The following is a 20,162-nucleotide window of genomic DNA, read 5'->3' on the forward strand; positions in this document are numbered from 1 at the left end:
CCATCACCTGTCTTGTCTTAACCAACGGTGTGCCGACTTAATGACCGATGCGCGCAGCCGTTTCATGGCTGACCCACCAGATCGCCAAGTATGCCAATAGAGAGGTATATCAATTGGGCTTGTAGGAGCTAGGTCAATCAAACTGCCACTGGCAACCCCTATGGCCGCTTGCATTTCAGGGATCATACCAAAGCCACAGCCGTTGGCGGCCATTTGCACAAACCCTTCGGAAGAGGGGCAGCGAATAGGATTCAATGGGTCGGGCATACCGAGCATGTTTAAAAATTGATGTTGTAACTTGTCGTCTTCATTAAATTGCAAGCAAGGCGCTAAGTGCAATTTATCGGGCTGGTCGAGTATTTTATACCTTAGCAAAAAATCTGGGCTGGCATAGGCACGGTAACGCACAACGCCAAGGCGATCCACTCTGGCGCCATTTATAGCGGTATCTTCAGAGCACAAGCAGGCCAGTACCTCACCACGACGCATGAGTTCGATGCCTTTATCTTGATCAGCGATAACGATATCGACGTCCATTTCGTCAGTGATCTTACCAATGGCTTCAGGAAACCATGTCGCCATTGAGTCGGCGTTAATGGCGATACGCGCATGAACTCGGTCTACTTGAGGGTTGGCAAGGGTTAAGTCTTTTTCTAAATGTTCAACACGATGCAAATGACTGATTAGTTTTTGACCCAGCTCAGTAGCGATAGGCGGAGTCTGTCGAATTAACACAGGTTGACCCAATCGATTTTCCAAGCCTTTTACCCGTTGACTTACAGCAGATTGGGTCACACACAAGTCTTTTGCGGCGGGTTCAAATCCACCGCAGCGAACAACCGCAGCTAACGCGTGCAGCGCTTTATAATCCATCATAAGTTAGATTAATAACCTTAAAGTAATATTAATTGGATTGTTTGAATATAGCTTATTAAACTGAGAGTTACCATCGCTTAGGAGTTTTATATGTTTGCTCAATATTTATCTGGTTTTGTGGTTGCCATTGGTCTTATCGTCGCCATTGGCGCGCAAAACGCATGGGTACTTGGCATGAGTATTCGGCGACAATATCCCTATACCATTGCCACCGTGTGTTTTACGATCGATGCCCTGCTAATGGCTGTTGGGGTCGTCGCTCTTGGTCATATCCAGAGACTATTGCCGTCTATTATCCCGTATTTGACTTACATCGGAGTGGCGATGTTAATTGGGTTGGGTATACAAGCCTTTTATCGTGTGTTCACGACACATCAAGGGCTTGAAGTCAGTAGGCCTGAAGCGGCCGTTAAAAGCCGCTCTCATGTGATTGTTCTGGCGATGACGCTGTCTTTGCTAAACCCGCATGTTTATCTAGATACCGTAGTACTCATCGGCAATATTGCCGCTATTCAGGAGCAGCCATGGATATTTTGGCTGGGTTCGGCCAGTGCTTCGGTGGCTTGGTTTTTAATGTTGGCGGCACTGGGTAAGCCACTGAGTGTTTGGCTGATATCGCCCCTTCGTTGGCAAATATTTGATGCGATCATAGGAGTAATCATGTTTTGGGTGGCTTGGTCATTGTTAAAATCAACCCACTGAAGAATTAAAACTAGGCGTATAGAGACCAGTCTTTTAATCTAAACATTTAACCGATTAAAGGATTCGCTATGTCTTGGTGGAAAGAAGGTGTTGTTTATCAAATTTACCCACGCAGTTTTGCGGACAGCACGGGCAATGGCGTGGGCGACTTGAAAGGCATTATCAGTAAACTTGATTACCTCCAAGAATTGGGCGTAACGATCGTCTGGCTCAACCCAGTGTACGCATCGCCCAATGATGATAATGGATACGATATTTCCGATTACGAATCCATTATGGCCGAATTTGGAACCATGGAAGACTTTGACGCCTTGTTGGCCGGTTTACACCAGCGTGGTATCAAGTTAATTATGGATTTGGTTGTGAATCATTGTTCCGACGAGCACCCTTGGTTTATCGAAAGCAAAGATAACCCCGACAGCCCATACCGAGATTATTTCTTTTGGCGAGATGGTGTGAACCATCAGCCTCCCAATAATTGGGTCAGCGTGTTCTCAGGTTCTGCTTGGCAGTATCATCCAGAAAGTGAGCAATACTATTTGCACCTGTTTTCCAAAAAACAGCCAGATCTGAACTGGGAAAATGAAGCATTACGGAAAGACATTTATGCAATGATGCGACGCTGGTTTGATAAGGGCGTAGACGGCTTCCGAATGGATGTTATTAATATGATTTCGAAAAACCCTGAGCTTCCTTCCGTGGGAGACCCGTCTCAACTCGAGTGGGGTGGTCAACATTTTATGAACGGTCCACGGCAACACGAATTCATGCGGGAAATGCATGAGCAAGTGTTACAGCATTATAACTGTATGACCGTAGGCGAATGTTTTGATGTTGATGTTGAGGAAGGCAAAAAGCTAGTCGGTGCCGACCGAAAAGAATTGCACATGATCTTTCAAATGGAGCACATGGCCCTAGATCATGGAGATACCAAGTGGGATGTTCAGCCTACCTGGTCTCGAGTGGCTTTAAAGCAAATACTAAACCGTTGGATTCAAGGTTTGGATGGCGATGGTTGGAACAGTCAGTTTTGGATGAACCATGATCAACCTAGAGCTGTCAGTCGATTTGGCAATGAACAGAAATTTAGAATAGAAAGTGCGCAAGCTTTAGCCGCCGTCACATTAACGCTGCCTGGCACACCCTATATTTATATGGGTGAAGAAATTGGTATGACCAACGTACAATATTCTATTGAAGAGTATAAAGATTTAGAGACACTTAATTGGTATAACGAACAGTTGCAAAAAGGTGCTGAACCAAAATCCCTCATGCGCAGTATTCACTTAATGGGGAGGGATAATGCTCGAACTCCCATGCAGTGGAATGATCAAGAGCATGCCGGCTTCACAACCGGTAATCCTTGGCTGAAAGTGAACCCCAATTACCCAGAAATCAATGTAGCGCGAGCGCAACAGCAGCCTCAAGGTATTTGGCCGTGGTATCAATCGTTGATTGCTCTGAGAAAAGAGAACAAAGTGCTTGTGTATGGCCGCTATACGCCCATCATGGAATCTTGCGAGCAGGTCTTTGCCTTTCTTCGTGATCAGAACGAAACAAAAATACTGGTGTTGGTGAATTTGTCTGACGAAAAAGCAGTCCTAGATCTTCCCAATCATATCGTCAATACGCCGTGGCAAGTTACACTGAATAACTATGACTCAATGACTATGTCGGAGTTGTTACCTTGGCAAGCCATAATAATGAGGACTGAATGAGCCAAACCTATCTAAGCGATTCGTGGAAAAAAATGCGAAGCGGGGAATCCTTTAATCCGTTCGATTCTGAATTGGTTGCACAACGAGCCTTAATTAGACAGAGCGTAGCGCAATTTAATCGCGCACCGAGTAAAGGCCATCTAAAGCACATGTTCGGCTTGTTTGAACGAGTAGGAAAGCGGTGTTTTATTGAAGCGGGTGTGCATATAGATTACGGTTGCCATTTATCTTTTGGTGAACAAGTCTACGTAAACGCGCATTGTGTATTTTTGGATGTCGCGCCCATTGTATTGAGCGATCATGTGTTAGTAGGGCCGGGAGTTAAATTTTGTACGGTGCAACACCCCCTTGATGCAGAGCAACGTAAAAGCGGTGTTGAATGGGCTGAGCCAATTCATGTTGGGGAAAATGCTTGGATAGGTGCAGGGGCCATTATATTGCCCGGGGTAACCATTGCAAAAAATGCGGTCATTGGAGCAGGGAGTGTTGTTACTAAAGATGTTGCAGAAGGCTGTGTCGTAAAAGGCAACCCTGCACGTTAAAGCTAAATGGAACCTCTAGAGTTACCCTAGAGGTTCTTGTGTATCGTACTAAGCTTTTTGCTCTAAAACTCGATTACTGTTGATAGCAATCTTCTTTGGCTTCATGGCTTCAGGCAGCTCTTTGAGTAAATCAATTCTTAACAAACCATTTTGCAAATTCGCACCGGTGACTTCTACATGGTCGGCTAACTGAAATTTGCGCTCGAAAGAACGGAAGGCAATGCCTTGATGTAAATATTTGCGTTCTTCGTCGGTTTTTTCTTTTTTGCCTTTCACAACAAGGGTGCCATTTTCACTGGTGATGTTGAGTTCATCTTCTGTGAAACCAGCAGCGGCAATTGTAATGGCGTAAGTGTTCTCGCCGGTCGACTCAATATCGTAAGGCGGGTAATTTGTACTGTTATTGGATGATTGTGCTGCGCTGTCTAGTAACGATGCAAAACGATCAAAGCCAACAGTGTTTCGGTATAAAGGTGAAAAATCAAATGCAGTTCTCATAGCTAATCTCCTAGTGAGCATTAGTGCTGAATATTCAGCGGATATATGCTGTTGCTAACTTAGGTTACACAACAGACTGGTTTAAATTCGCAACCCGAATTCGGCGTCGCTAACCTAAATATGAGATTGAATTAGTTTTTTTCAATGCTTTCGTTTAAATTTTTTAATTGTAATTTATAACGTTGTAATAAAAATTTGGCATAAGCTTTTTCAGGATTCAATGCTTGCCCTTGGTAGTAGCCAATGAGTTTCTTAAGGTGTTGTCGATGCGATTCGATCGGTTGCCAGCACCGGCCGATAAGATCGCCATTTTTTTCAGTCATGAGTTGCGCATGCTGAGTTTGCTGGGTTGCAACGGTAATAACTTCATAGCTACGCTTGTTTTCAGTCACGATGGACTCATTCACACGATAAAACCCAGCACCAATCAAATACTGACGAACCAGTGCAACCTTAGTCGTGGGGGATATAATAAAGGTGCAATTTTTGGCGTGGGCTTGCGTGCGGAGGGCCTCTAAAATAGTAATGGTTTGTTCATCGCCAATCCCAGCGATGACCACAACTTGCCTACTTGTCTCTTCAAGCGAGACGGCTTCAGCTGGGCAAACTGCCAAACGATATCGTTGGGCGTTGAGTTGAATCAGCTGTTCCTTTAAGCGAGCCATGATGTCTTTGTGAATGTCATTAAATATGACTTGGCATTGCGGGCGAGATTCAATAATAGCTCTCCCCAGTGCTCCGTGGTCACAGCACATATCCCAAACAAGCTCAGTATCGGTCGGAATGGATTCAACCAAATGTCGAAGGCGGGTACCTAACTTAGTTTTTAACGGGAGATGGGTCATTGAGTCGTGCCGAATTCAAAAAATTAAGGTAAAGTGTCGCCTAAACAGAAGTAAGGTAACTTAAAGATGGATCATAGCGATAATTCACCTGCACAGGAAGCAGCAAAGCCAGCAAAAGCTAAACAGGGCGGCTTTTTAAGCAACCTAATGTTTAATATTGTGCTACCTGTACTGATCATGTCAAAGCTGAGCGGCGATGATATGTTAGGCCCTCTATACAGCATTGCTGTCGCACTCGCTTTTCCGGTTGGATACGGTATTTGGGAAATGCGGCTGACTAAAAAGGTGAATGGGTTTTCGGTATTAGGCGTTGTCAGCGTTTTGTTGACGGGTGGTATCAGTTTATTGCAGCTAGACCCAAAATACATTGCCATCAAAGAGGCGGCTATTCCTGGGTTCATTGGCTTGGCGGTGATTATCTCCCAAAAGTCTCACAAATCGGTGGTCAAACTTATCTTGTTTAACGACCAAATTTTTCGATTAGATCGAGTGCACAGTTCGTTAGCTGAACATAATAATGAGAAAGTGTTTGAGCAAAAGATGACGACTGTAACGTATCTTGTTGCGGCGTCATTTTTTGTCTCGTCGGCTTTGAATTATATTTTGGCAAAAATAGTTTTAAAAAGCGCACCGGGGACCACTGAGTTTGCAGAAGAGTTGGGTCGAATGACAGCACTCAGTTACCCTGTCATCGTGATCCCGAGCATGGTCGTTTTAGGGTTTGCCATGTGGTACTTATTTACTCAGCTAAAGAAGCTTACTCACCTGCCTCTGGATGATTTGATGGTGGATCAATCTAAAAAGTAAACAATACTGCTCCGGTAGCATATTATGCTAAATTTTTATTTATTTTGAATTTTTGAGCTAATATGTAAAGGAGTGTTCACTCTATTAGCTACAATCAGTCAATAGAATAGGCGCATACTGAATTTCCCTTTTAATTTGGTATGCGCTATGAAAAAAATAATAAACGCCAAAAAGCGAATTGGTGAACACCAGCTTCACCCTGAATCGTTAATGATGTCCTACGGTTACGATTCCGATTTATCTGAAGGGGCCGTTAAGCCACCTGTTTTTCTGACGTCAACGTTCAGCTACCCAACCGCCGAAGCCGGCGAAGAATTCTTTCATGTTGCATCGGGCAGAAAGCCTGTCCCAGAAGGTGAGTCAGCGGGGCTTATCTATTCTCGATTCAATCAACCGAACGTAGAGATGGTGGAAGACCGTTTAGCGTTGTTAGAGGGCTCAGAGGAAGCTGTTGTTTGCGCCAGCGGCATGGGGTCTATAACGGCCACGCTACTTTCGGCATTACGGCCTGGTGATGTGTTGATGCACAGCTCGCCGCTTTATGGCGGCACAGAGGTTATGTTTCGCAATATCATGACCGAGTTTGGTATAAAGCTGGTAGAGTTTCATGATGGTTGCAGTGAAGCCTCTATTATGGCCGCTGTTCAAGAGGCTAAGTCGCTAGGACCTATTGCGATGATCTTTGCTGAGTCACCAGGTAATCCAACCAATGCGTTAATCGACATAGATCTCATTGTAAAAACCGCTAACCTGATTGAAACCGAACAAGGCAAGCGTCCGGTGACCGCGATCGATAACACCCTTATGGGGCCTATATTCTCGCAGGTTGTGCCTCGTGGAATCGACTTGGCCGTATACTCCTTGACTAAATATGTTGGGGGGCACAGTGACCTTGTTGCTGGCGCAGTGTGTGGAAATGGTGACACGATCAATGCGGTTAGAACCATCCGTAATTGTATGGGGCTAAATTCAGATCCTCATACTTGTTGGATGATTTCACGGTCGTTGGAAACCTTGTCAATTCGCATGCAAAGAGAAGCAGAGACCGGCCTAAAAATAGCTCAGTGGTTGGCCAACAACCCACACATGAAGGTTAAGGTGTTGCACCCGAATCTGATTGAGGATGAGTTATATCAAACCGTTTACGCTAAACAATGCAGCGGGCCAGGTTCAACTTTTTCATTTGTGTTGGATGCACCGAGAACAGATGCCTTTAAATTTATCAACGCTTTGGTTTTGTTCAAATCTGCTGTCAGCTTAGGGGGCACCGAATCATTGGTGAGCCACCCAGCCTCTACAACGCATTCCGGTGTTCCCGAGGAAGTGCGAAAAGACGTTGGCATTGAAGAAGGGTTGATTCGATTGTCTATTGGATTAGAACACCCAGAAGATTTGATTGCTGATTTATCCAATGCATTTAAAGTCTTGGTAAGTTAGCGCGAGCTGGCGAAATGGTTTCCAATAAAAAAGCCCAGCAATTGCTGGGCTTTTCTTAACGCAGAGGCTTCGACTATTCGTCGATAAAGCTGCGTAGATGGTCTGAGCGAGAAGGGTGGCGAAGCTTTCGAAGTGCCTTTGCTTCAATCTGACGAATACGCTCACGCGTTACATCAAACTGTTTGCCTACCTCTTCTAAGGTGTGGTCGGTATTCATTTCAATACCAAAGCGCATTCTTAATACCTTTGCTTCACGGGCGGTTAATCCCGCTAAAACTTCTTTGGTTGCATCACGTAGGCCGGTTGATGTGGCTGAGTGAATCGGTGCATCCATCGTGGTATCTTCGATGAAATCTCCTAATGAGCTGTCTTCGTCATCGCCGATTGGCGTTTCTAACGAGATAGGCTCTTTAGAGATTTTTAAAACCTTGCGAATCTTATCTTCAGGCATGTCCATACGCTCAGCCAGTTCTTCTGGCGTTGCTTCACGACCCATTTCTTGCAACATTTGGCGAGAGATACGGTTAAGCTTGTTAATCGTCTCTATCATGTGAACAGGAATACGGATGGTACGAGCTTGGTCGGCAATTGAGCGTGTAATTGCCTGACGAATCCACCAGGTGGCATAAGTAGAGAACTTATAACCACGACGGTATTCAAACTTATCCACGGCTTTCATTAAGCCAATGTTGCCTTCTTGGATTAAATCAAGGAACTGTAAACCACGGTTGGTGTATTTCTTAGCGATAGAAATAACCAAACGTAAGTTCGCTTCAACCATTTCTTTTTTGGCACGACGCGCGCGCGCTTCACCAATAGAAATACGACGGTGGATATCTTTGATTTCGCCAAGCGTGATACCCGTTGCTTTTTGAATGTTGCGCATTTTACGCTGTGCACGACGCAATTCAACTTCGTAGCGGAACGCTTCTTCAGCAAACTGTGGATCTTCTAATACCGTATTCAACCATTCATCTTCGGTTTCGCGGCCTACAAACAATTCAATAAACTGTTTTCTTGGCATTTTTAACGTACGAACACAAATTTGAATGATGCGGCGTTCTTGATCGCGAATTTCAGCAACAGCAGATTTGATCGGCGATATAGATTCTTCAAACGCTTTAGGCGTAAGCTTAAAGCAAGAAAAGTTTTCACCCATGGCAATTAGCGCTTCATTGGCTTCTTTGCAATATCGACCTTTTTCTTCGATGATGCTTTCTAAGGTTGCTAGCTGCTCTGAAAGCAACGTAAAACGTTCACGGGCTAGTTCAGGGTCTGGACCATTATCAACTTCATCTTCGTCATCGGAATCATCTTCAACTTCTTCCACTGCTTCGTCTTCTTCTTTGACTGCATCGGGAGAGTCGGCCGCCGGTAACGGATCTTCGTCGTCTGGGTCTTGGAAACTGGTCAAGATGTCAGATAGACGGCCTGTGCCTTCTTCTTCACTTTGAGTGGTTTCATAAGCGCCGATGATATCTTTGATAACGCCAGGGTAATACGCCATTGCTTGCATGACTTCGCGCGTACCTTCTTCGATACGCTTAGCGATGACAATTTCACCTTCTCGGGTCAAAAGCTCAACGGTGCCCATTTCACGCATATACATGCGAACAGGGTCTGTTGTGCGGCCGGTATCAGTTTCAACGGCGGCCAATGCAGCTGCAGCTTCTTCGGTTGCGTCGTCATCGGTATCTTTACTGTCAGCTAAGGCAAGTTGATCGGCATCCGGTGCCGTTTCAAATACTTCAATGCCTATATCGTTGATCATTGCAATGATATCTTCTACCTGATCGGGAGAGTTAATCTCCTCGGGTAGGTGATCGTTTACTTCGGCAAAAGTAAGGAAGCCTTGTTCTTTACCTTTGGCGATCAGTTCTTTTAAACGAGACTGTCGCTGAGATTTTTCAGCCATAGGTTACCTGTAAGCAATTAAGTGGTTGTTACGCAAGCAAATAGCCGGATAGTGTATATTAAATCAACAGGTTAGCCAACGAGCGATGCTCAAACTAAAACGTGATTTTCAGGCTTTGCTAACCTATTTACTGCTTTTTTTGTTTTAGCAGCTCGCGGTATCGCTGCTTTTCTTCATCCGTTAAGGATGGGTCCGACGCTATTACGCGTTTTTTTAAACTGTCGTATTCATTATCAGGGGCCTTATTGGTTAGGGCGCTGATGATTTTTTCAAGTTCTTGGCGAGCGAAAATCAGTTCATTGTCGTGGTTTTCATTCGAAGCTTCTAACCAAAGATAGTCAGAAGACGCGATTGGCGCCAATATTTCACGTAAACCATGCTGACATAAATAGTCAAAGGCAAAGTAAACATCATGTTTTGGGGCTTTTTGTAACAATTCGATTACTTGGGCCAATAAAGCGCCGCCATCTTGCCCCGGTAGCTTGTGTACTTTGGTGACATCTACTTCAACCGCAAGCTGGGGGAAGCGAATAAGCCAAGCTAAGGCTCTGTGGACAAAGCCAATGCGTACTGTGAGTCCTGATTTTCGGGCAAAATTGTTATTCTGTGTGGTGTTCGGCGCATATGATTGAGCGTAATCGTCATAACCACTGGGATCAGTATAGCCATAGTCACCGTAAGGTTCTGGGGCGTGGTTCTCAGGTTCCGCAATGATGGGAGCTTCGGGCTCAAAAGATTGCTGGATCTGTTCTAGCTCGAGTCCTACGATGGTCGACAGCTGTTTCATCAGCAGTTGCTTTAAAATACCGTCAGGTGCGGTGTTGATCCATCCCTTGGCAAGGCTCACCAATTTGGCTTTGCCGTCGAGCCGAGAAATGTCGGCCTGAGTTTGCAAATGTTGGAACAGAAAGTCAGGTAAAGTGAGCGATTGCTTCACGCGGCGCATAAAGCCTTCAAAGCCTTCTTCACGTACGATGGTATCTGGGTCTTCACCGTCGGGTAAAAATAAGAATCGTGCCTGTTGGCCATCGGCCAGTTCAGGCAAGGTGTTAGCTAGAGCGCGTTCGGCCGCTCGCTTGCCGGCAGCATCTCCGTCAAAGCAGAACACAATCTCTGGTGTCAGTTTAAAGAGCCGCTTGACGTGATCGCTGCTGGTGGCGGTACCTAAGGTTGCCACCGCATTGCGCACACCGTGTTGCGCCAAGGCCACTACGTCCATGTAACCTTCTACGATTATGATGTTTTCAAAGTCTTTTAAGGCTTTACGAGCCTCATAAAGGCCATAGAGTTCTTGGCCTTTGTGGAAAATGGGCGTTTCTGGGCTGTTTAAGTACTTAGGCTTTTCATCGGCCGACATGACGCGACCACCGAAGGCAATGACTCGGCCGCGAATGTCACGAATCGGGAACATAAGCCGATTTCGGAAGCGGTCATAGGTTCGACCCTTTTCATTTTGCGTGAGCATGCCTGCTGTCAGTAATTTTCCCGTAATTTCATCACTGCGAAAGTGATTAATTAGATTGCTCCAGCCCTGAGGGGCGAAGCCAATTTGGTAGGTTTGTATAATCTCTTCGCTTAAGCCTCGGCCTAATGCGTATTGTTGTACAGGCAGGGCATCTTGATGATTATAAAGCTGATGCACAAAGTATTCTGAGCAACTTGCCATTAGGTCATGCAGTGTTTTACGTTGCTGTTGCTTGTGTTTGGTTTTTTCGCTGACTTCTTCGCGAGGAACTTCTACACCAACTTGTCTCGCGAGCTCTTCTACGGCTTCGACAAAGCCTAAGTTTTCGTATTCTTGAAGAAACTTTAGTGAGGTGCCAGAAGCGCCACAACCAAAACAGTAGTAAAAGCCTTTGGCTTGATTTACCGAGAATGAAGGGGAGTTTTCGTTATGAAATGGGCAGCAGGCCCAATGGTCTTTGCCTTTTTTCTTGAGGTCAATTCGGTTGCCAATAATTTCAATAATGTCAGAGCGTTCTTGGAGCTCTTCGATAAAGTCATTGGGAATCAAACCTGCCATGCAGTTTCTCGCTTGAAAAAGGTGACGAATGCGTCAATTCGCGCGGTGTTGTGGTCGATCTGTTTAAGTGAGTGCTTTTTTAATCAGTTTACTCACTTCGCCGATATCGGCTCGACCCTGAGCTTTAGGCTTAATGTAACCCATTACCTTGCCCATATCTGCCATTGAAGTGGCATTTGTTGCTGTCATTGCTTCTTTAACTAGGTCAGCTATTTCGTTTGCTGTCATCGCCGCCGGGAGAAAAGTAGATATCACCTCCTGTTCATTTAGTTCGATCGCGGCAAGATCATCGCGGTCCGCAGCCTTAAATTGGGCTATGGAATCCCGTCGTTGTTTGTTCATTTTATCGAGTACGGCAAGTACTCTGCTATCATTAATTTCAATCTGTTCGTCAACTTCTATGCGTTTGAGCTCGGCTAAAATTAAGCGAATCGTACCTAAACGAGGCTTATCTTTAGCCCGCATGGCGTCTTTCATTGCTTGATTAAGACGCTGCTTGAGCTCAGACATAGTTTGTTAACCCACGAACAAAGAAATTAGTACTGGCGAACTAAACGCTTGTTTTCGCGCTGTAGTTTCTTCAGGTGACGCTTAACAGCAGACGCTTTAGCGCGCTGACGAACCCAAGTTGGCTTCTCATAGTGCTCACGACGACGTACTTCAGAAAGTACACCTGCTTTTTCGCAAGAACGTTTGAAACGACGTAGTGCTACGTCAAATGGCTCGTTATCTTTAACTTTAACGTGTGGCATTCAATATTTCCTAAATGAACCAATTAATGTGGGTTATCTCAAAAAGCGTGGTTCAACCGATTTTCGAGGCGCGTAATTGTACTGATTGGGCAGGGTTGAAGCAAGGGTTTTGTTGGGAAGGGAACGAAGCCTTTGGCTTCGGGTTTTAATACATCACCACAACCCGCCTCGGTGGCTGGCTTCACTTCCGCGGGTCGCTTTTCGTGCATCCATGCACCGCTAAACCTCGCCATCCATGGCTCAGATTCCCACTCCAGCAAAGCCACCCACCAAGGCTAACCTATAGCACCTCTCCAAAGTAGGAGCGCGCAAAGCAAAGCGAAGCCGCGAATGTTTAAAATGTTTTGACCCTACCCGAAGCCCGAAGCCCGCAGCCTAAAACTCAGAAATCAATCTCCGCCTCCGTGGCTGGCTTCACTTCCGCGGGTCGCTTTTCGTGCATCCATGCACCGCTAAACCTCGCCATCCATGGCTCAGATTCCCGCTCCAGTAAAGCCACCCACCAAGGCTAACCTATAGCACCTCTCCAAAGTAGGAGCGCGCAAAGCAAAGCGAAGCCGCGAATGTTTAAAATGTTTTGACCCTACCCGAAGCCCGAAGCTCGCAGCCTAAAACACGTCACCAAAGCGAAGTCGCGAGGGTTTTAAATGTTTTGACCTTACTTGCAGCTTGCAGCTAATAACTGTCAACTCATAACCCCCCAAAAATTCAAGCTCGGCACAAAACCGCCTTTGACCCCACCCGAAGCCCGAAGCTCGCAGCCATAAACCGATCCCAACCCTAACCTATACTCTTCTGCCGTTAGCCGCTAAACTACGCGCCTTTTTTGAGACCTTGTGGAACCCTTTATTTATGCGAGTGCTAGGCATTGAAACCTCTTGTGATGAAACCGGTGTTGCTATTTATGATAGTGAACGGGGGCTTATGTCGCATGTGCTTTATAGTCAGGTAAAAATGCACGCTGAGTTTGGTGGCGTGGTGCCGGAGTTGGCCTCTCGTGATCATATCCGTAAATTACTTCCGCTTATAAAAGAAGCTTTTGCTAAGGCCGGCCTTAAGTTGGGTGAGGTTGATGGCGTTGCATACACTGCGGGCCCTGGGTTGGTTGGCGCTTTGATGGTTGGCGCTGCTACGGCTCGTTCTTTGGCGTTTGGCTGGGGAGTGCCGGCTTTAGGTGTGCATCATATGGAGGGGCATTTGCTTGCTCCAATGCTCGAAGAAGTGCCACCGCCTTATCCGTTTGTGACGTTGTTGGTCAGCGGTGGCCACACCATGCTGGTCGATGTGCAAAGCCCGGGTTGCTATAGCATTTTAGGCGAGACCCTCGACGATGCCGCGGGTGAGGCTTTTGATAAAACGGCGAAGATGATGGGGCTTCCGTATCCTGGTGGTCCTATGCTCAGTAAAATTGCCTGTAAGGGTGAAGTAGGTCGATTTAAGTTTCCACGGCCGATGGTTGATCGTCCTGGTTTAGATTTTAGTTTTTCTGGGCTAAAAACAGCGGTCCGATTAGTGATTGCCGACCACGCTGAGAATGAGGTAGTACCGGAGCAAGATATGGCCGATATAGCTTGTGGTTTTCAAGAGGCGGTGGTTGATACGTTAGCGATTAAATGTCGGCGTGCTTTGCAACAAACGGGGCATAAAAATTTAGTGATTGCCGGTGGAGTGAGCGCAAACTCTCGTTTGAGGGAGCGTTTGGCGGACATTGTAAAAAAAGAACGTTGCCAGTTGTTTTACCCGCGTGCAGAGTTTTGTACCGATAACGGCGCTATGATCGCTTACGCCGGATGGTTGCGTATGCGTGTGGGGCAACAGTCGGGTTATGAATTAAATATAAAACCACGCTGGCCTTTGAATACGCTCGACCCAATTCAGGAGTGAAGTTTTTATGCAAGACCAGGTTTATATTGAAGCACTCAGTGTCGAAACATTGATTGGTGTGTACGATTTCGAACGCGAAGCAAAGCAAACACTTTTACTTGATTTAACGCTAGAGTTTGATTGTCGGCGCGCGGGTGAAACCGATGATTTGCAGTTTGCGCTCGACTACGATGCATTATCCAAGCGCGTTCGGGCTTGGTCTCTGGAGCAAACTTTTGAGTTGTTAGAGACTTATGCTCAGCAATTATGTGAGCTAATACATAGCGAGTTTGGAATAGGCTGCGTTAATTTAAAAATTAATAAACCTGCTGCAGTTGCAGGTTGTGCTGCCGTTGGGTTGCATATTGAGCGACGGTTTTAATCTTATGAGTAAAGCGATACAAGTTACCTTGAGTTTAGGCAGCAATATTGATCGATACAAGCACTTAAACGCTGGATTAAACGCACTTGAAGATGCATTTGGTAAGGTGATCAGCTCTCCTATTTATGAAAGCGATGCCGTAGGGTTTGATGGCAGTGCTTTTTTGAATTCCATCGCGATTGTTTACACTCATGAAAGCTTGACCCGAACTATAGAAGTTTTAAAGCGTATTGAAGATGACAATGGTCGAGATCGTTCTGGACCTAAGTTCAGCCCTCGTACTTTAGACATCGATGTAGTGACCTATGGGGATATTTCTGGCGAATATGAGGGGATAGAATTACCCAGGGCTGAGCTATTTAAAAATGCTTTTGTGTTACGACCTATGGCCGATCTGCTGCCAAATGAAAAAGTACCAGGTAAATCTGAAACCTATGCACAATTATGGCAGCAATTTGATCAATCCAAGCAAGCGTTAGCACCCGTTATATTCGAACGGCGCTAGTCTCTCTAGGTTATTTTATCCAAACTTCCACGCGTTGATTGCGCAACGCATAGCGCTCATCGGAATTATCAGAAACAGGGTTCAATTCACCGTAGCCTGTCATTGCGTTTGTTTCAACACCGGTCAAACGAAGCTTGTTTTTAACCGATTGAACTCGGGCTTCCGATAAAATTTGCGCGCGAAACTCATTGGATTGTTTGTTAACGAAGCCCACTAAAAACACTTCCCGCGTTTGGTTTTCTGGCCGATTCATATAATTGGATAAGCGCTCAAGATCGTCGAGGGCTTTATTATCAAGCTGCTTTGTACCCGGCACAAACCTGAAATTTGTGGTCAATCGATGGGCTTGGCTCACTAAAAATCGATAACCCTGAGGCATGTGTTCATTTGGGGGGATCTGTACTTCGGATAAATTCTGAGAAACAAACCCCGCTTGTTCAACGCTACGTTGACCTGCTTGAGATTTCACAAAAGAAAGAAAATCTAAAGCGTAGTTATTTTCTGTGTTGGCTTGATACAAGTAGAGTCGACGTGAAAGGGGGTAGTCTTCTGTGGCGATACTCGTTGTAACTGGAGGCATAGGTAAACTTTCACCATCTACAATGGCAATAACTTTGGCCTGGCCGATACTTGCAAAAGCGGTGAATCCAATAGCGCCTGGCGACATTGCCACTTGGCGAGAAAGCGCCTCATTCGATTCGTAGCGCAGCGCTTCTTCTGTCAAAGAATAACCACGAGAAAGCACCAGTGCTTTAAAGGTATCAAAAGTCCCTGAATTACCATCACGAGAATGCACCGTTACATCTAAATTAGGCCCACCTAAGTCTGCCCAATTGGTTATTTCACCTGAAAATATTTGCCCTAATTGTGTGATGGTGAGATGAGAAATATTTAAAGCTGGATGAGCAATAATTGCTAAACCGTCTATTGCAAGAACCGTTTCGTTTTCATACTGGGCTAGGTTTATACTCGGAAAAAGGGCATTTTCAGAGTGTTTAACGGGTCGTGAGGCGGCTGCGATATCCGCAATGTTTGATTGTAATTTTAAAAATCCGGTACTTGAGCCATGAGCAGCGATTTTCACCTTGATTGTCATGCCGCTGGCAGGTGTTCGAGCCCAAATCTCAACTTCATTAGTGAGTGTCGTTTTTCTCCGTTCGATCGTTTCAAACTGGTGGTGCCTTAGCCATTGCTCAACTAATGTGGGCGCTAAGTGAGCGCCAATGGTATTCGAACCATGTATTTCAAAAAGATAACCTCTAGAGTTTAAAGAAGGCTTATTAAGTTCTAGAGTGGTTGAATATGACAGCGGTGCTAAGAATAAAGTCAGGAGTAAAAAGAGAGCGTTTGCTTTTTTCATCGGGTCACCCGGCAACTAATAATTGCCGTTACACTAGCTAAGTTATATGTCATTTTGATGACAAGGCCTTCATACTCTGTTCATATAGTCGGTGAGCATTCTGCTAGATCGGAAATTCTGCTATCCTATGGCGTTCAATATCGTCTTAGTAGATCTACATGTATAAAACTGCGCCTCACCTCTTTAAATACCCCAAATATTGGGCTTCTTGCTTTGATCCTGCACCCTTTTTGCCCATGAGTCGTGACGAAATGGATCAGCTCGGGTGGGACAGTTGTGATGTGATTTTGGTGACAGGCGATGCCTATGTAGATCATCCGAGTTTTGGCATGGCGGTGATGGGGCGATTGTTAGAGGCCCAAGGGTATCGTGTTGGAATTATTAGCCAACCCGACTGGACATCGACCGAGCCATTTAAGGCTTTGGGAAAACCGAACCTCTACTTTGGGGTGACTGCGGGGAACATGGATTCACTCATTAACCGCTACACCGCAGACTTAAAAGTTCGAAATGACGATGCCTACACGCCGAATAACGAAGGTGGTAAACGCCCAGAGCGCGCTGTTTTGGTGTATAGCCAAAAATGCAAAGAAGCCTTTTCGGATGTTCCTGTAGTTCTTGGCGGAATAGAAGCAAGTCTGCGTCGCATTGCTCAGTATGATTATTGGAGCAACAAGGTTCGGCATTCAGTGTTGTTTGATGCTAATGCCGATATTTTGTTGTACGGAAACGCTGAGAGAGCATTGGTTGAGGTAACACACAAGCTTGCTAATAATGTGCCAATCGAAAGTATAAGAAACGTTCGTGGCACCACTATTTTACTGAAAGAAACGCCTCGCGATTGGACCGAAATAGATTCCAGCCGTATCGATTGGCCTCACAACATCGGTGAAATAACAGAGTTTAATGAACCGAACCCTTATGAAGCTAAGCAGGCCATTACCGATGCGGGTGAGAAGGCGAATTGTGCTTCGAGTCAAGTGGAAGAAGAAGTTCAAACGTTGCGAGTTATACCAATGCCTTTGCAGCGTAAGCAAGAAATTGATCACAGCAAAACTTACATTCGTTTACCGTCGTTCGAAAAGGTGCGAAATGATCCAGCGCTTTATGCGCATGCCAGTCGAGTTTTGCACATTGAAGCCAATCCGCACAATGCTCATGTATTGGTTCAAAAGCACGCTAATATGGATGTCTGGGTTAATCCTCCTCCGATTCCTTTAACCACAGAAGAAATGGATGGCGTATTTGATTTGCCTTATGCACGAGTGCCACACCCTAGTTATGGCAAGGCGAAAATACCCGCTTATGACATGATTAAAACCTCGATCAATATTATGCGAGGTTGTTTTGGGGGGTGTACTTTTTGCTCAATTACAGAACATGAGGGCCGCATAATTCAAAGCCGCTCGCACGAATCAGTATTGCGAGAAGTCGAGGACATGCGCGATAAAGTCCCTAATTTTTCTGGGGCGATATCTGACTTAGGCGGACCCACCGCGAATATGTACCACTTACAATGCAAAGACGACGACATTCAATCTAATTGTCGTCGCTTAAGCTGCGTATATCCTTCTATCTGTAAAAACTTGAAAACAGACCACTCAATGACGACTGAGTTGTATCGGAAAGTTCGCAAAGTGGAGGGGATTCATACGGTCGCCATTGCCTCAGGTTTACGATATGACCTAGCTGTTGAAGACCCTGAATACGTCGAAGAGTTAGTCACGCATCATGTTGGGGGTTATTTGAAAATAGCGCCTGAGCATACCGAAAACCGTCCTCTGCAGATGATGATGAAACCGGGCATGGGAACCTATGACCGATTCAAAACCATGTTTGATAAATTCTCTAAAAAAGCGGGTAAAAAGCAGTACCTTATTCCTTATTTTATTGCGGCTCACCCAGGTTGCGAAGACGAAGACATGGTGAATCTGGCATTGTGGCTGAAGCGACAAAATATGAAGGTTGATCAAGTTCAAACGTTTTATCCTTCTCCGATGAGTTTAGCGACAGCCATGTATTACTCTGGTAAGAATCCGCTCAAGCGAGTCACCTATAAAAGTAACCCTGTCAACATCGTTAAAAAGATTGAGCAAAGACAACTGCAAAAGATGTTGTTGCGTTATCACGATAAACAAGGCTGGGGAAAAATTCGTGAGACGTTAACGAACTTAGGGTTAAAACATTTGATTGGGGATGGTGAGCATCAGCTAGTACCGGCCGAAGAAAAGCCAGAAGAGCGTAAAAAATATCGCGCACCCAATAAGGCTAAACATTTAAATAAACCAGGTAAGCCCGTTCGTAAGCAATTTAAGAAAAAGCCTAAGTCGGTTAAGAAAATGTAAGGTTTTATAAAAATAGGTGAACAAAAAGCCCTTGCACCATAACAGTGCAAGGGCTTTTTTTGTATCTAAAGGAAAAGCCCTTAGATTGAGTAGTACATATCAAACTCAACTGGGTGAGTTGTCATGTTCAATCGAGTCACTTCTTCCATCTTCAATTCGATGTAAGCGTCGATCGTATCATCATCAAATACACCGCCAGCTTTTAGGTATTCACGGTCATTGTCTAGCGCTTCTAAAGCTTGCTCTAGGCTTGTTGCAACCGTTGGGTAAGCAGCAGCTTCTTCTGGTGGAAGGTCATACAGATCTTTGTCAGCAGCATCGCCAGGGTGGATCTTGTTGATAACACCGTCTAAGCCAGCCATTAGGAAGGCAGAGAACATTAAGTATGGGTTTGCTGTTGGGTCGCCGAAACGAACTTCAACACGCTTGCCTTTTGGCGAATTAACGTAAGGGATGCGGATAGAAGCTGAACGGTTACGAGCAGAGTATGCCAACATAACAGGTGCTTCGAAGCCAGGAACCAAACGCTTGTAAGAGTTGGTCGATGCGTTTGCAAATGCATTCAAAGAACGCGCGTGCTTAATGATACCGCCTGTGTAGAAAAGAGCCGCTTCAGAAAGACCAGCATACTCATCACCAGCAAACTGGTTCACGCCATCTTTAACGTAAGACATGTGTACGTGCATACCAGAACCGTTGTCGCCAACGATAGGTTTAGGCATAAAGGTTGCTGTCTTGCCATAAGCGTGAGCAACGTTATGTACACAGTACTTCAGAATTTGCACTTCATCGGCTTTCTTGACTAAGGTGTTTAAGCCAACGCCGATTTCACACTGACCTGCCGTACCCACTTCGTGGTGATGTACTTCGATCGTTAAACCCATTGCTTCCATGGCATCGCACATTTGAGCACGGATTTCATGAAGGCTATCGACTGGAGGAACTGGGAAATAACCACCTTTAACGCCAGGACGGTGACCAAAGTTGCCATCTTCGAAAGTACGCTCAGATGACCAAGCCGCTTCGTCAGATTCGATTTTATAGAAACAACCCGACATGTCCGCACCCCATTTAATGTCATCAAAGACAAAAAATTCTGGTTCAGGACCGAAGTAGGCTTCATCACCTAAACCAGTAGAGCGTAAGTAATTTTCAGCACGTTGTGCAATAGAGCGTGGATCACGGTTATAACCTTCGCCTGTAGAAGGTTCAACGATGCCACAACGCACAATAACGGTCGCATCTTCAGTGAACGGGTCTAAAACAGAAGCAGTATCATCAGGCATTAAAATCATGTCAGATTCGTTAATACCTTTCCAGCCCTCAATAGAAGAGCCATCGAACATTTTACCGTCTTCAAAGAAACTGTCATCAACCTCTGATGAAGGGATGGTAACGTGCTGCTCTTTACCTTTGGTATCTGTAAAGCGTAAATCGACCCAACGAGCTTCCGATTCTTGAATTAGCGTAAGCGTTTTAGACATTGTTTGTCTCCATTACTGTTTCTATTTATTAAGAGGCCATTGCCGTCTCTTGCGAATTGATTGTGCTGGTGCTGTTAAATAAACCTAATATTTCGCAGAAGCACCAAC

Annotated in this window: 22 protein-coding genes; 12 read left to right on the top strand and 10 right to left on the bottom strand. The window is 45.3% G+C overall.

Annotated features, from left to right (window positions below; translation table 11 throughout):
• Positions 1-3: 3 nt before the first annotated feature.
• Positions 4-876, bottom strand: a complete 873-nt coding sequence (locus QWZ13_RS06640; RefSeq protein WP_290281067.1) for a LysR family transcriptional regulator ArgP — start codon at positions 874-876, stop codon at positions 4-6.
• A gap of 90 nt (positions 877-966) precedes the next feature.
• Here QWZ13_RS06640 and QWZ13_RS06645 point away from each other — a divergent pair, with 90 nt between their 5' ends.
• The 3 genes from QWZ13_RS06645 to QWZ13_RS06655 all read left to right on the top strand — a co-directional run bounded on the left by QWZ13_RS06645 (position 967) and on the right by QWZ13_RS06655 (position 3,838).
• A complete protein-coding gene (locus QWZ13_RS06645; protein ID WP_290281068.1) occupies positions 967-1,578 on the top strand; it encodes a LysE/ArgO family amino acid transporter in 612 nt (203 codons plus the stop codon).
• 68 nt (positions 1,579-1,646) lie between these two features.
• Positions 1,647-3,296, top strand: coding sequence for a glycoside hydrolase family 13 protein (locus QWZ13_RS06650; RefSeq protein ID WP_290281069.1), 1,650 nt, complete (start codon positions 1,647-1,649; stop codon positions 3,294-3,296).
• Positions 3,293-3,838, top strand: coding sequence for a sugar O-acetyltransferase (locus QWZ13_RS06655; RefSeq protein ID WP_290281070.1), 546 nt, complete (start codon positions 3,293-3,295; stop codon positions 3,836-3,838). The genes QWZ13_RS06650 and QWZ13_RS06655 overlap by 4 nt, the downstream gene beginning before the upstream one ends.
• A gap of 48 nt (positions 3,839-3,886) precedes the next feature.
• Here the strand turns inward: QWZ13_RS06655 and QWZ13_RS06660 are convergent, their stop codons facing one another.
• Both QWZ13_RS06660 and QWZ13_RS06665 read right to left on the bottom strand, forming a co-directional pair.
• A complete protein-coding gene (locus tag QWZ13_RS06660) occupies positions 3,887-4,336 on the bottom strand; it encodes an Hsp20 family protein (protein WP_216001221.1) in 450 nt (149 codons plus the stop codon).
• Between the two features lie 131 nt (positions 4,337-4,467).
• Positions 4,468-5,181 (bottom strand): tRNA (adenine(22)-N(1))-methyltransferase TrmK, encoded by a 714-nt coding sequence (locus QWZ13_RS06665; protein WP_290281071.1) that lies wholly within the window; start codon positions 5,179-5,181, stop codon positions 4,468-4,470.
• Between the two features lie 66 nt (positions 5,182-5,247).
• Here QWZ13_RS06665 and QWZ13_RS06670 point away from each other — a divergent pair, with 66 nt between their 5' ends.
• Complete coding sequence (locus tag QWZ13_RS06670) at positions 5,248-5,988, top strand: VC0807 family protein (protein ID WP_290281072.1); 741 nt, start codon at positions 5,248-5,250, stop codon at positions 5,986-5,988.
• 147 nt (positions 5,989-6,135) lie between these two features.
• Positions 6,136-7,425 (top strand): cystathionine gamma-synthase family protein, encoded by a 1,290-nt coding sequence (locus QWZ13_RS06675; protein ID WP_290281073.1) that lies wholly within the window; start codon positions 6,136-6,138, stop codon positions 7,423-7,425.
• On the opposite strand, the gene QWZ13_RS06680 is transcribed toward QWZ13_RS06675, so the two are convergent.
• From QWZ13_RS06680 to rpsU, 5 genes are all read right to left on the bottom strand, one after another.
• The gene (locus QWZ13_RS06680) at positions 7,393-7,572 is read right to left on the bottom strand and encodes a hypothetical protein (protein ID WP_290281074.1); all 180 of its coding nucleotides are present in this window, start codon (positions 7,570-7,572) and stop codon (positions 7,393-7,395) included. The two genes, QWZ13_RS06675 and QWZ13_RS06680, sit on opposite strands and share 33 nt — an antisense overlap.
• Positions 7,499-9,340 (bottom strand): RNA polymerase sigma factor RpoD, encoded by a 1,842-nt coding sequence (gene rpoD, locus QWZ13_RS06685; RefSeq protein ID WP_216001217.1) that lies wholly within the window; start codon positions 9,338-9,340, stop codon positions 7,499-7,501. Before rpoD ends, QWZ13_RS06680 begins: the two co-directional genes overlap by 74 nt.
• Positions 9,341-9,467: 127 nt before the next feature.
• Complete coding sequence (gene dnaG, locus QWZ13_RS06690) at positions 9,468-11,363, bottom strand: DNA primase (RefSeq protein ID WP_216001216.1); 1,896 nt, start codon at positions 11,361-11,363, stop codon at positions 9,468-9,470.
• A gap of 63 nt (positions 11,364-11,426) precedes the next feature.
• On the bottom strand, positions 11,427-11,873 hold the full coding sequence (locus QWZ13_RS06695) for a GatB/YqeY domain-containing protein (protein ID WP_290281075.1): 447 nt from the start codon (positions 11,871-11,873) through the stop codon (positions 11,427-11,429).
• 26 nt (positions 11,874-11,899) lie between these two features.
• The gene (gene rpsU, locus QWZ13_RS06700; protein WP_216001214.1) at positions 11,900-12,115 is read right to left on the bottom strand and encodes a 30S ribosomal protein S21; all 216 of its coding nucleotides are present in this window, start codon (positions 12,113-12,115) and stop codon (positions 11,900-11,902) included.
• Between the two features lie 14 nt (positions 12,116-12,129).
• On the opposite strand from rpsU, the gene QWZ13_RS06705 reads away from it, so the two are divergent.
• From QWZ13_RS06705 to folK, 6 genes are all read left to right on the top strand, one after another.
• The gene (locus QWZ13_RS06705) at positions 12,130-12,264 is read left to right on the top strand and encodes a hypothetical protein (RefSeq protein ID WP_290281076.1); all 135 of its coding nucleotides are present in this window, start codon (positions 12,130-12,132) and stop codon (positions 12,262-12,264) included.
• Positions 12,248-12,394 carry a hypothetical protein gene (locus QWZ13_RS06710; protein WP_290281077.1) on the top strand — a complete coding sequence of 49 codons (147 nt, stop codon included), beginning with the start codon at positions 12,248-12,250 and terminating at the stop codon, positions 12,392-12,394. Before QWZ13_RS06705 ends, QWZ13_RS06710 begins: the two co-directional genes overlap by 17 nt.
• Before the next feature lie 65 nt (positions 12,395-12,459).
• On the top strand, positions 12,460-12,627 hold the full coding sequence (locus QWZ13_RS06715; protein ID WP_290281078.1) for a hypothetical protein: 168 nt from the start codon (positions 12,460-12,462) through the stop codon (positions 12,625-12,627).
• A 340-nt stretch (positions 12,628-12,967) separates the two neighbouring features.
• Positions 12,968-13,999 carry a tRNA (adenosine(37)-N6)-threonylcarbamoyltransferase complex transferase subunit TsaD gene (gene tsaD, locus QWZ13_RS06720; protein WP_290283297.1) on the top strand — a complete coding sequence of 344 codons (1,032 nt, stop codon included), beginning with the start codon at positions 12,968-12,970 and terminating at the stop codon, positions 13,997-13,999.
• Positions 14,000-14,006: 7 nt separating this feature from the next.
• Positions 14,007-14,360, top strand: coding sequence for a dihydroneopterin aldolase (gene folB / locus QWZ13_RS06725; protein ID WP_290281079.1), 354 nt, complete (start codon positions 14,007-14,009; stop codon positions 14,358-14,360).
• A complete protein-coding gene (gene folK / locus QWZ13_RS06730; protein WP_290281080.1) occupies positions 14,332-14,865 on the top strand; it encodes a 2-amino-4-hydroxy-6-hydroxymethyldihydropteridine diphosphokinase in 534 nt (177 codons plus the stop codon). The genes folB and folK overlap by 29 nt, the downstream gene beginning before the upstream one ends.
• A 10-nt stretch (positions 14,866-14,875) precedes the next feature.
• On the opposite strand, the gene QWZ13_RS06735 is transcribed toward folK, so the two are convergent.
• Positions 14,876-16,225 carry a substrate-binding domain-containing protein gene (locus QWZ13_RS06735; protein ID WP_290281081.1) on the bottom strand — a complete coding sequence of 450 codons (1,350 nt, stop codon included), beginning with the start codon at positions 16,223-16,225 and terminating at the stop codon, positions 14,876-14,878.
• Between the two features lie 158 nt (positions 16,226-16,383).
• Here QWZ13_RS06735 and QWZ13_RS06740 point away from each other — a divergent pair, with 158 nt between their 5' ends.
• Positions 16,384-18,570, top strand: coding sequence for a YgiQ family radical SAM protein (locus QWZ13_RS06740; RefSeq protein ID WP_290281082.1), 2,187 nt, complete (start codon positions 16,384-16,386; stop codon positions 18,568-18,570).
• Between the two features lie 80 nt (positions 18,571-18,650).
• On the opposite strand, the gene glnA is transcribed toward QWZ13_RS06740, so the two are convergent.
• The gene (gene glnA / locus QWZ13_RS06745; RefSeq protein ID WP_216001208.1) at positions 18,651-20,054 is read right to left on the bottom strand and encodes a glutamate--ammonia ligase; all 1,404 of its coding nucleotides are present in this window, start codon (positions 20,052-20,054) and stop codon (positions 18,651-18,653) included.
• Positions 20,055-20,162 lie beyond the last annotated feature (108 nt).

Origin of the sequence: Reinekea marina (assembly GCF_030409715.1) — a bacterium.
In the GTDB taxonomy this organism is placed as follows: Bacteria; Pseudomonadota; Gammaproteobacteria; order Pseudomonadales; family Natronospirillaceae; genus Reinekea; species Reinekea marina.

Excerpts from the sequence above, each read along its gene's own strand:
- QWZ13_RS06640 (WP_290281067.1), bottom strand. The coding sequence starts at position 876 with ATGATGGATTATAAAGCGCTGCACGCGTTAGCTGCGGTTGTTCGCTGC.
- QWZ13_RS06645 (WP_290281068.1), top strand. The coding sequence starts at position 967 with ATGTTTGCTCAATATTTATCTGGTTTTGTGGTTGCCATTGGTCTTATC.
- QWZ13_RS06650 (WP_290281069.1), top strand. The coding sequence starts at position 1,647 with ATGTCTTGGTGGAAAGAAGGTGTTGTTTATCAAATTTACCCACGCAGT.
- QWZ13_RS06655 (WP_290281070.1), top strand. The coding sequence starts at position 3,293 with ATGAGCCAAACCTATCTAAGCGATTCGTGGAAAAAAATGCGAAGCGGG.
- QWZ13_RS06660 (WP_216001221.1), bottom strand. The coding sequence starts at position 4,336 with ATGAGAACTGCATTTGATTTTTCACCTTTATACCGAAACACTGTTGGC.
- QWZ13_RS06665 (WP_290281071.1), bottom strand. The coding sequence starts at position 5,181 with ATGACCCATCTCCCGTTAAAAACTAAGTTAGGTACCCGCCTTCGACAT.
- QWZ13_RS06670 (WP_290281072.1), top strand. The coding sequence starts at position 5,248 with ATGGATCATAGCGATAATTCACCTGCACAGGAAGCAGCAAAGCCAGCA.
- QWZ13_RS06675 (WP_290281073.1), top strand. The coding sequence starts at position 6,136 with ATGAAAAAAATAATAAACGCCAAAAAGCGAATTGGTGAACACCAGCTT.
- rpoD (WP_216001217.1), bottom strand. The coding sequence starts at position 9,340 with ATGGCTGAAAAATCTCAGCGACAGTCTCGTTTAAAAGAACTGATCGCC.
- dnaG (WP_216001216.1), bottom strand. The coding sequence starts at position 11,363 with ATGGCAGGTTTGATTCCCAATGACTTTATCGAAGAGCTCCAAGAACGC.
- QWZ13_RS06695 (WP_290281075.1), bottom strand. The coding sequence starts at position 11,873 with ATGTCTGAGCTCAAGCAGCGTCTTAATCAAGCAATGAAAGACGCCATG.
- rpsU (WP_216001214.1), bottom strand. The coding sequence starts at position 12,115 with ATGCCACACGTTAAAGTTAAAGATAACGAGCCATTTGACGTAGCACTA.
- QWZ13_RS06705 (WP_290281076.1), top strand. The coding sequence starts at position 12,130 with ATGAACCAATTAATGTGGGTTATCTCAAAAAGCGTGGTTCAACCGATT.
- tsaD (WP_290283297.1), top strand. The coding sequence starts at position 12,968 with ATGCGAGTGCTAGGCATTGAAACCTCTTGTGATGAAACCGGTGTTGCT.
- folB (WP_290281079.1), top strand. The coding sequence starts at position 14,007 with ATGCAAGACCAGGTTTATATTGAAGCACTCAGTGTCGAAACATTGATT.
- QWZ13_RS06735 (WP_290281081.1), bottom strand. The coding sequence starts at position 16,225 with ATGAAAAAAGCAAACGCTCTCTTTTTACTCCTGACTTTATTCTTAGCA.
- QWZ13_RS06740 (WP_290281082.1), top strand. The coding sequence starts at position 16,384 with ATGTATAAAACTGCGCCTCACCTCTTTAAATACCCCAAATATTGGGCT.
- glnA (WP_216001208.1), bottom strand. The coding sequence starts at position 20,054 with ATGTCTAAAACGCTTACGCTAATTCAAGAATCGGAAGCTCGTTGGGTC.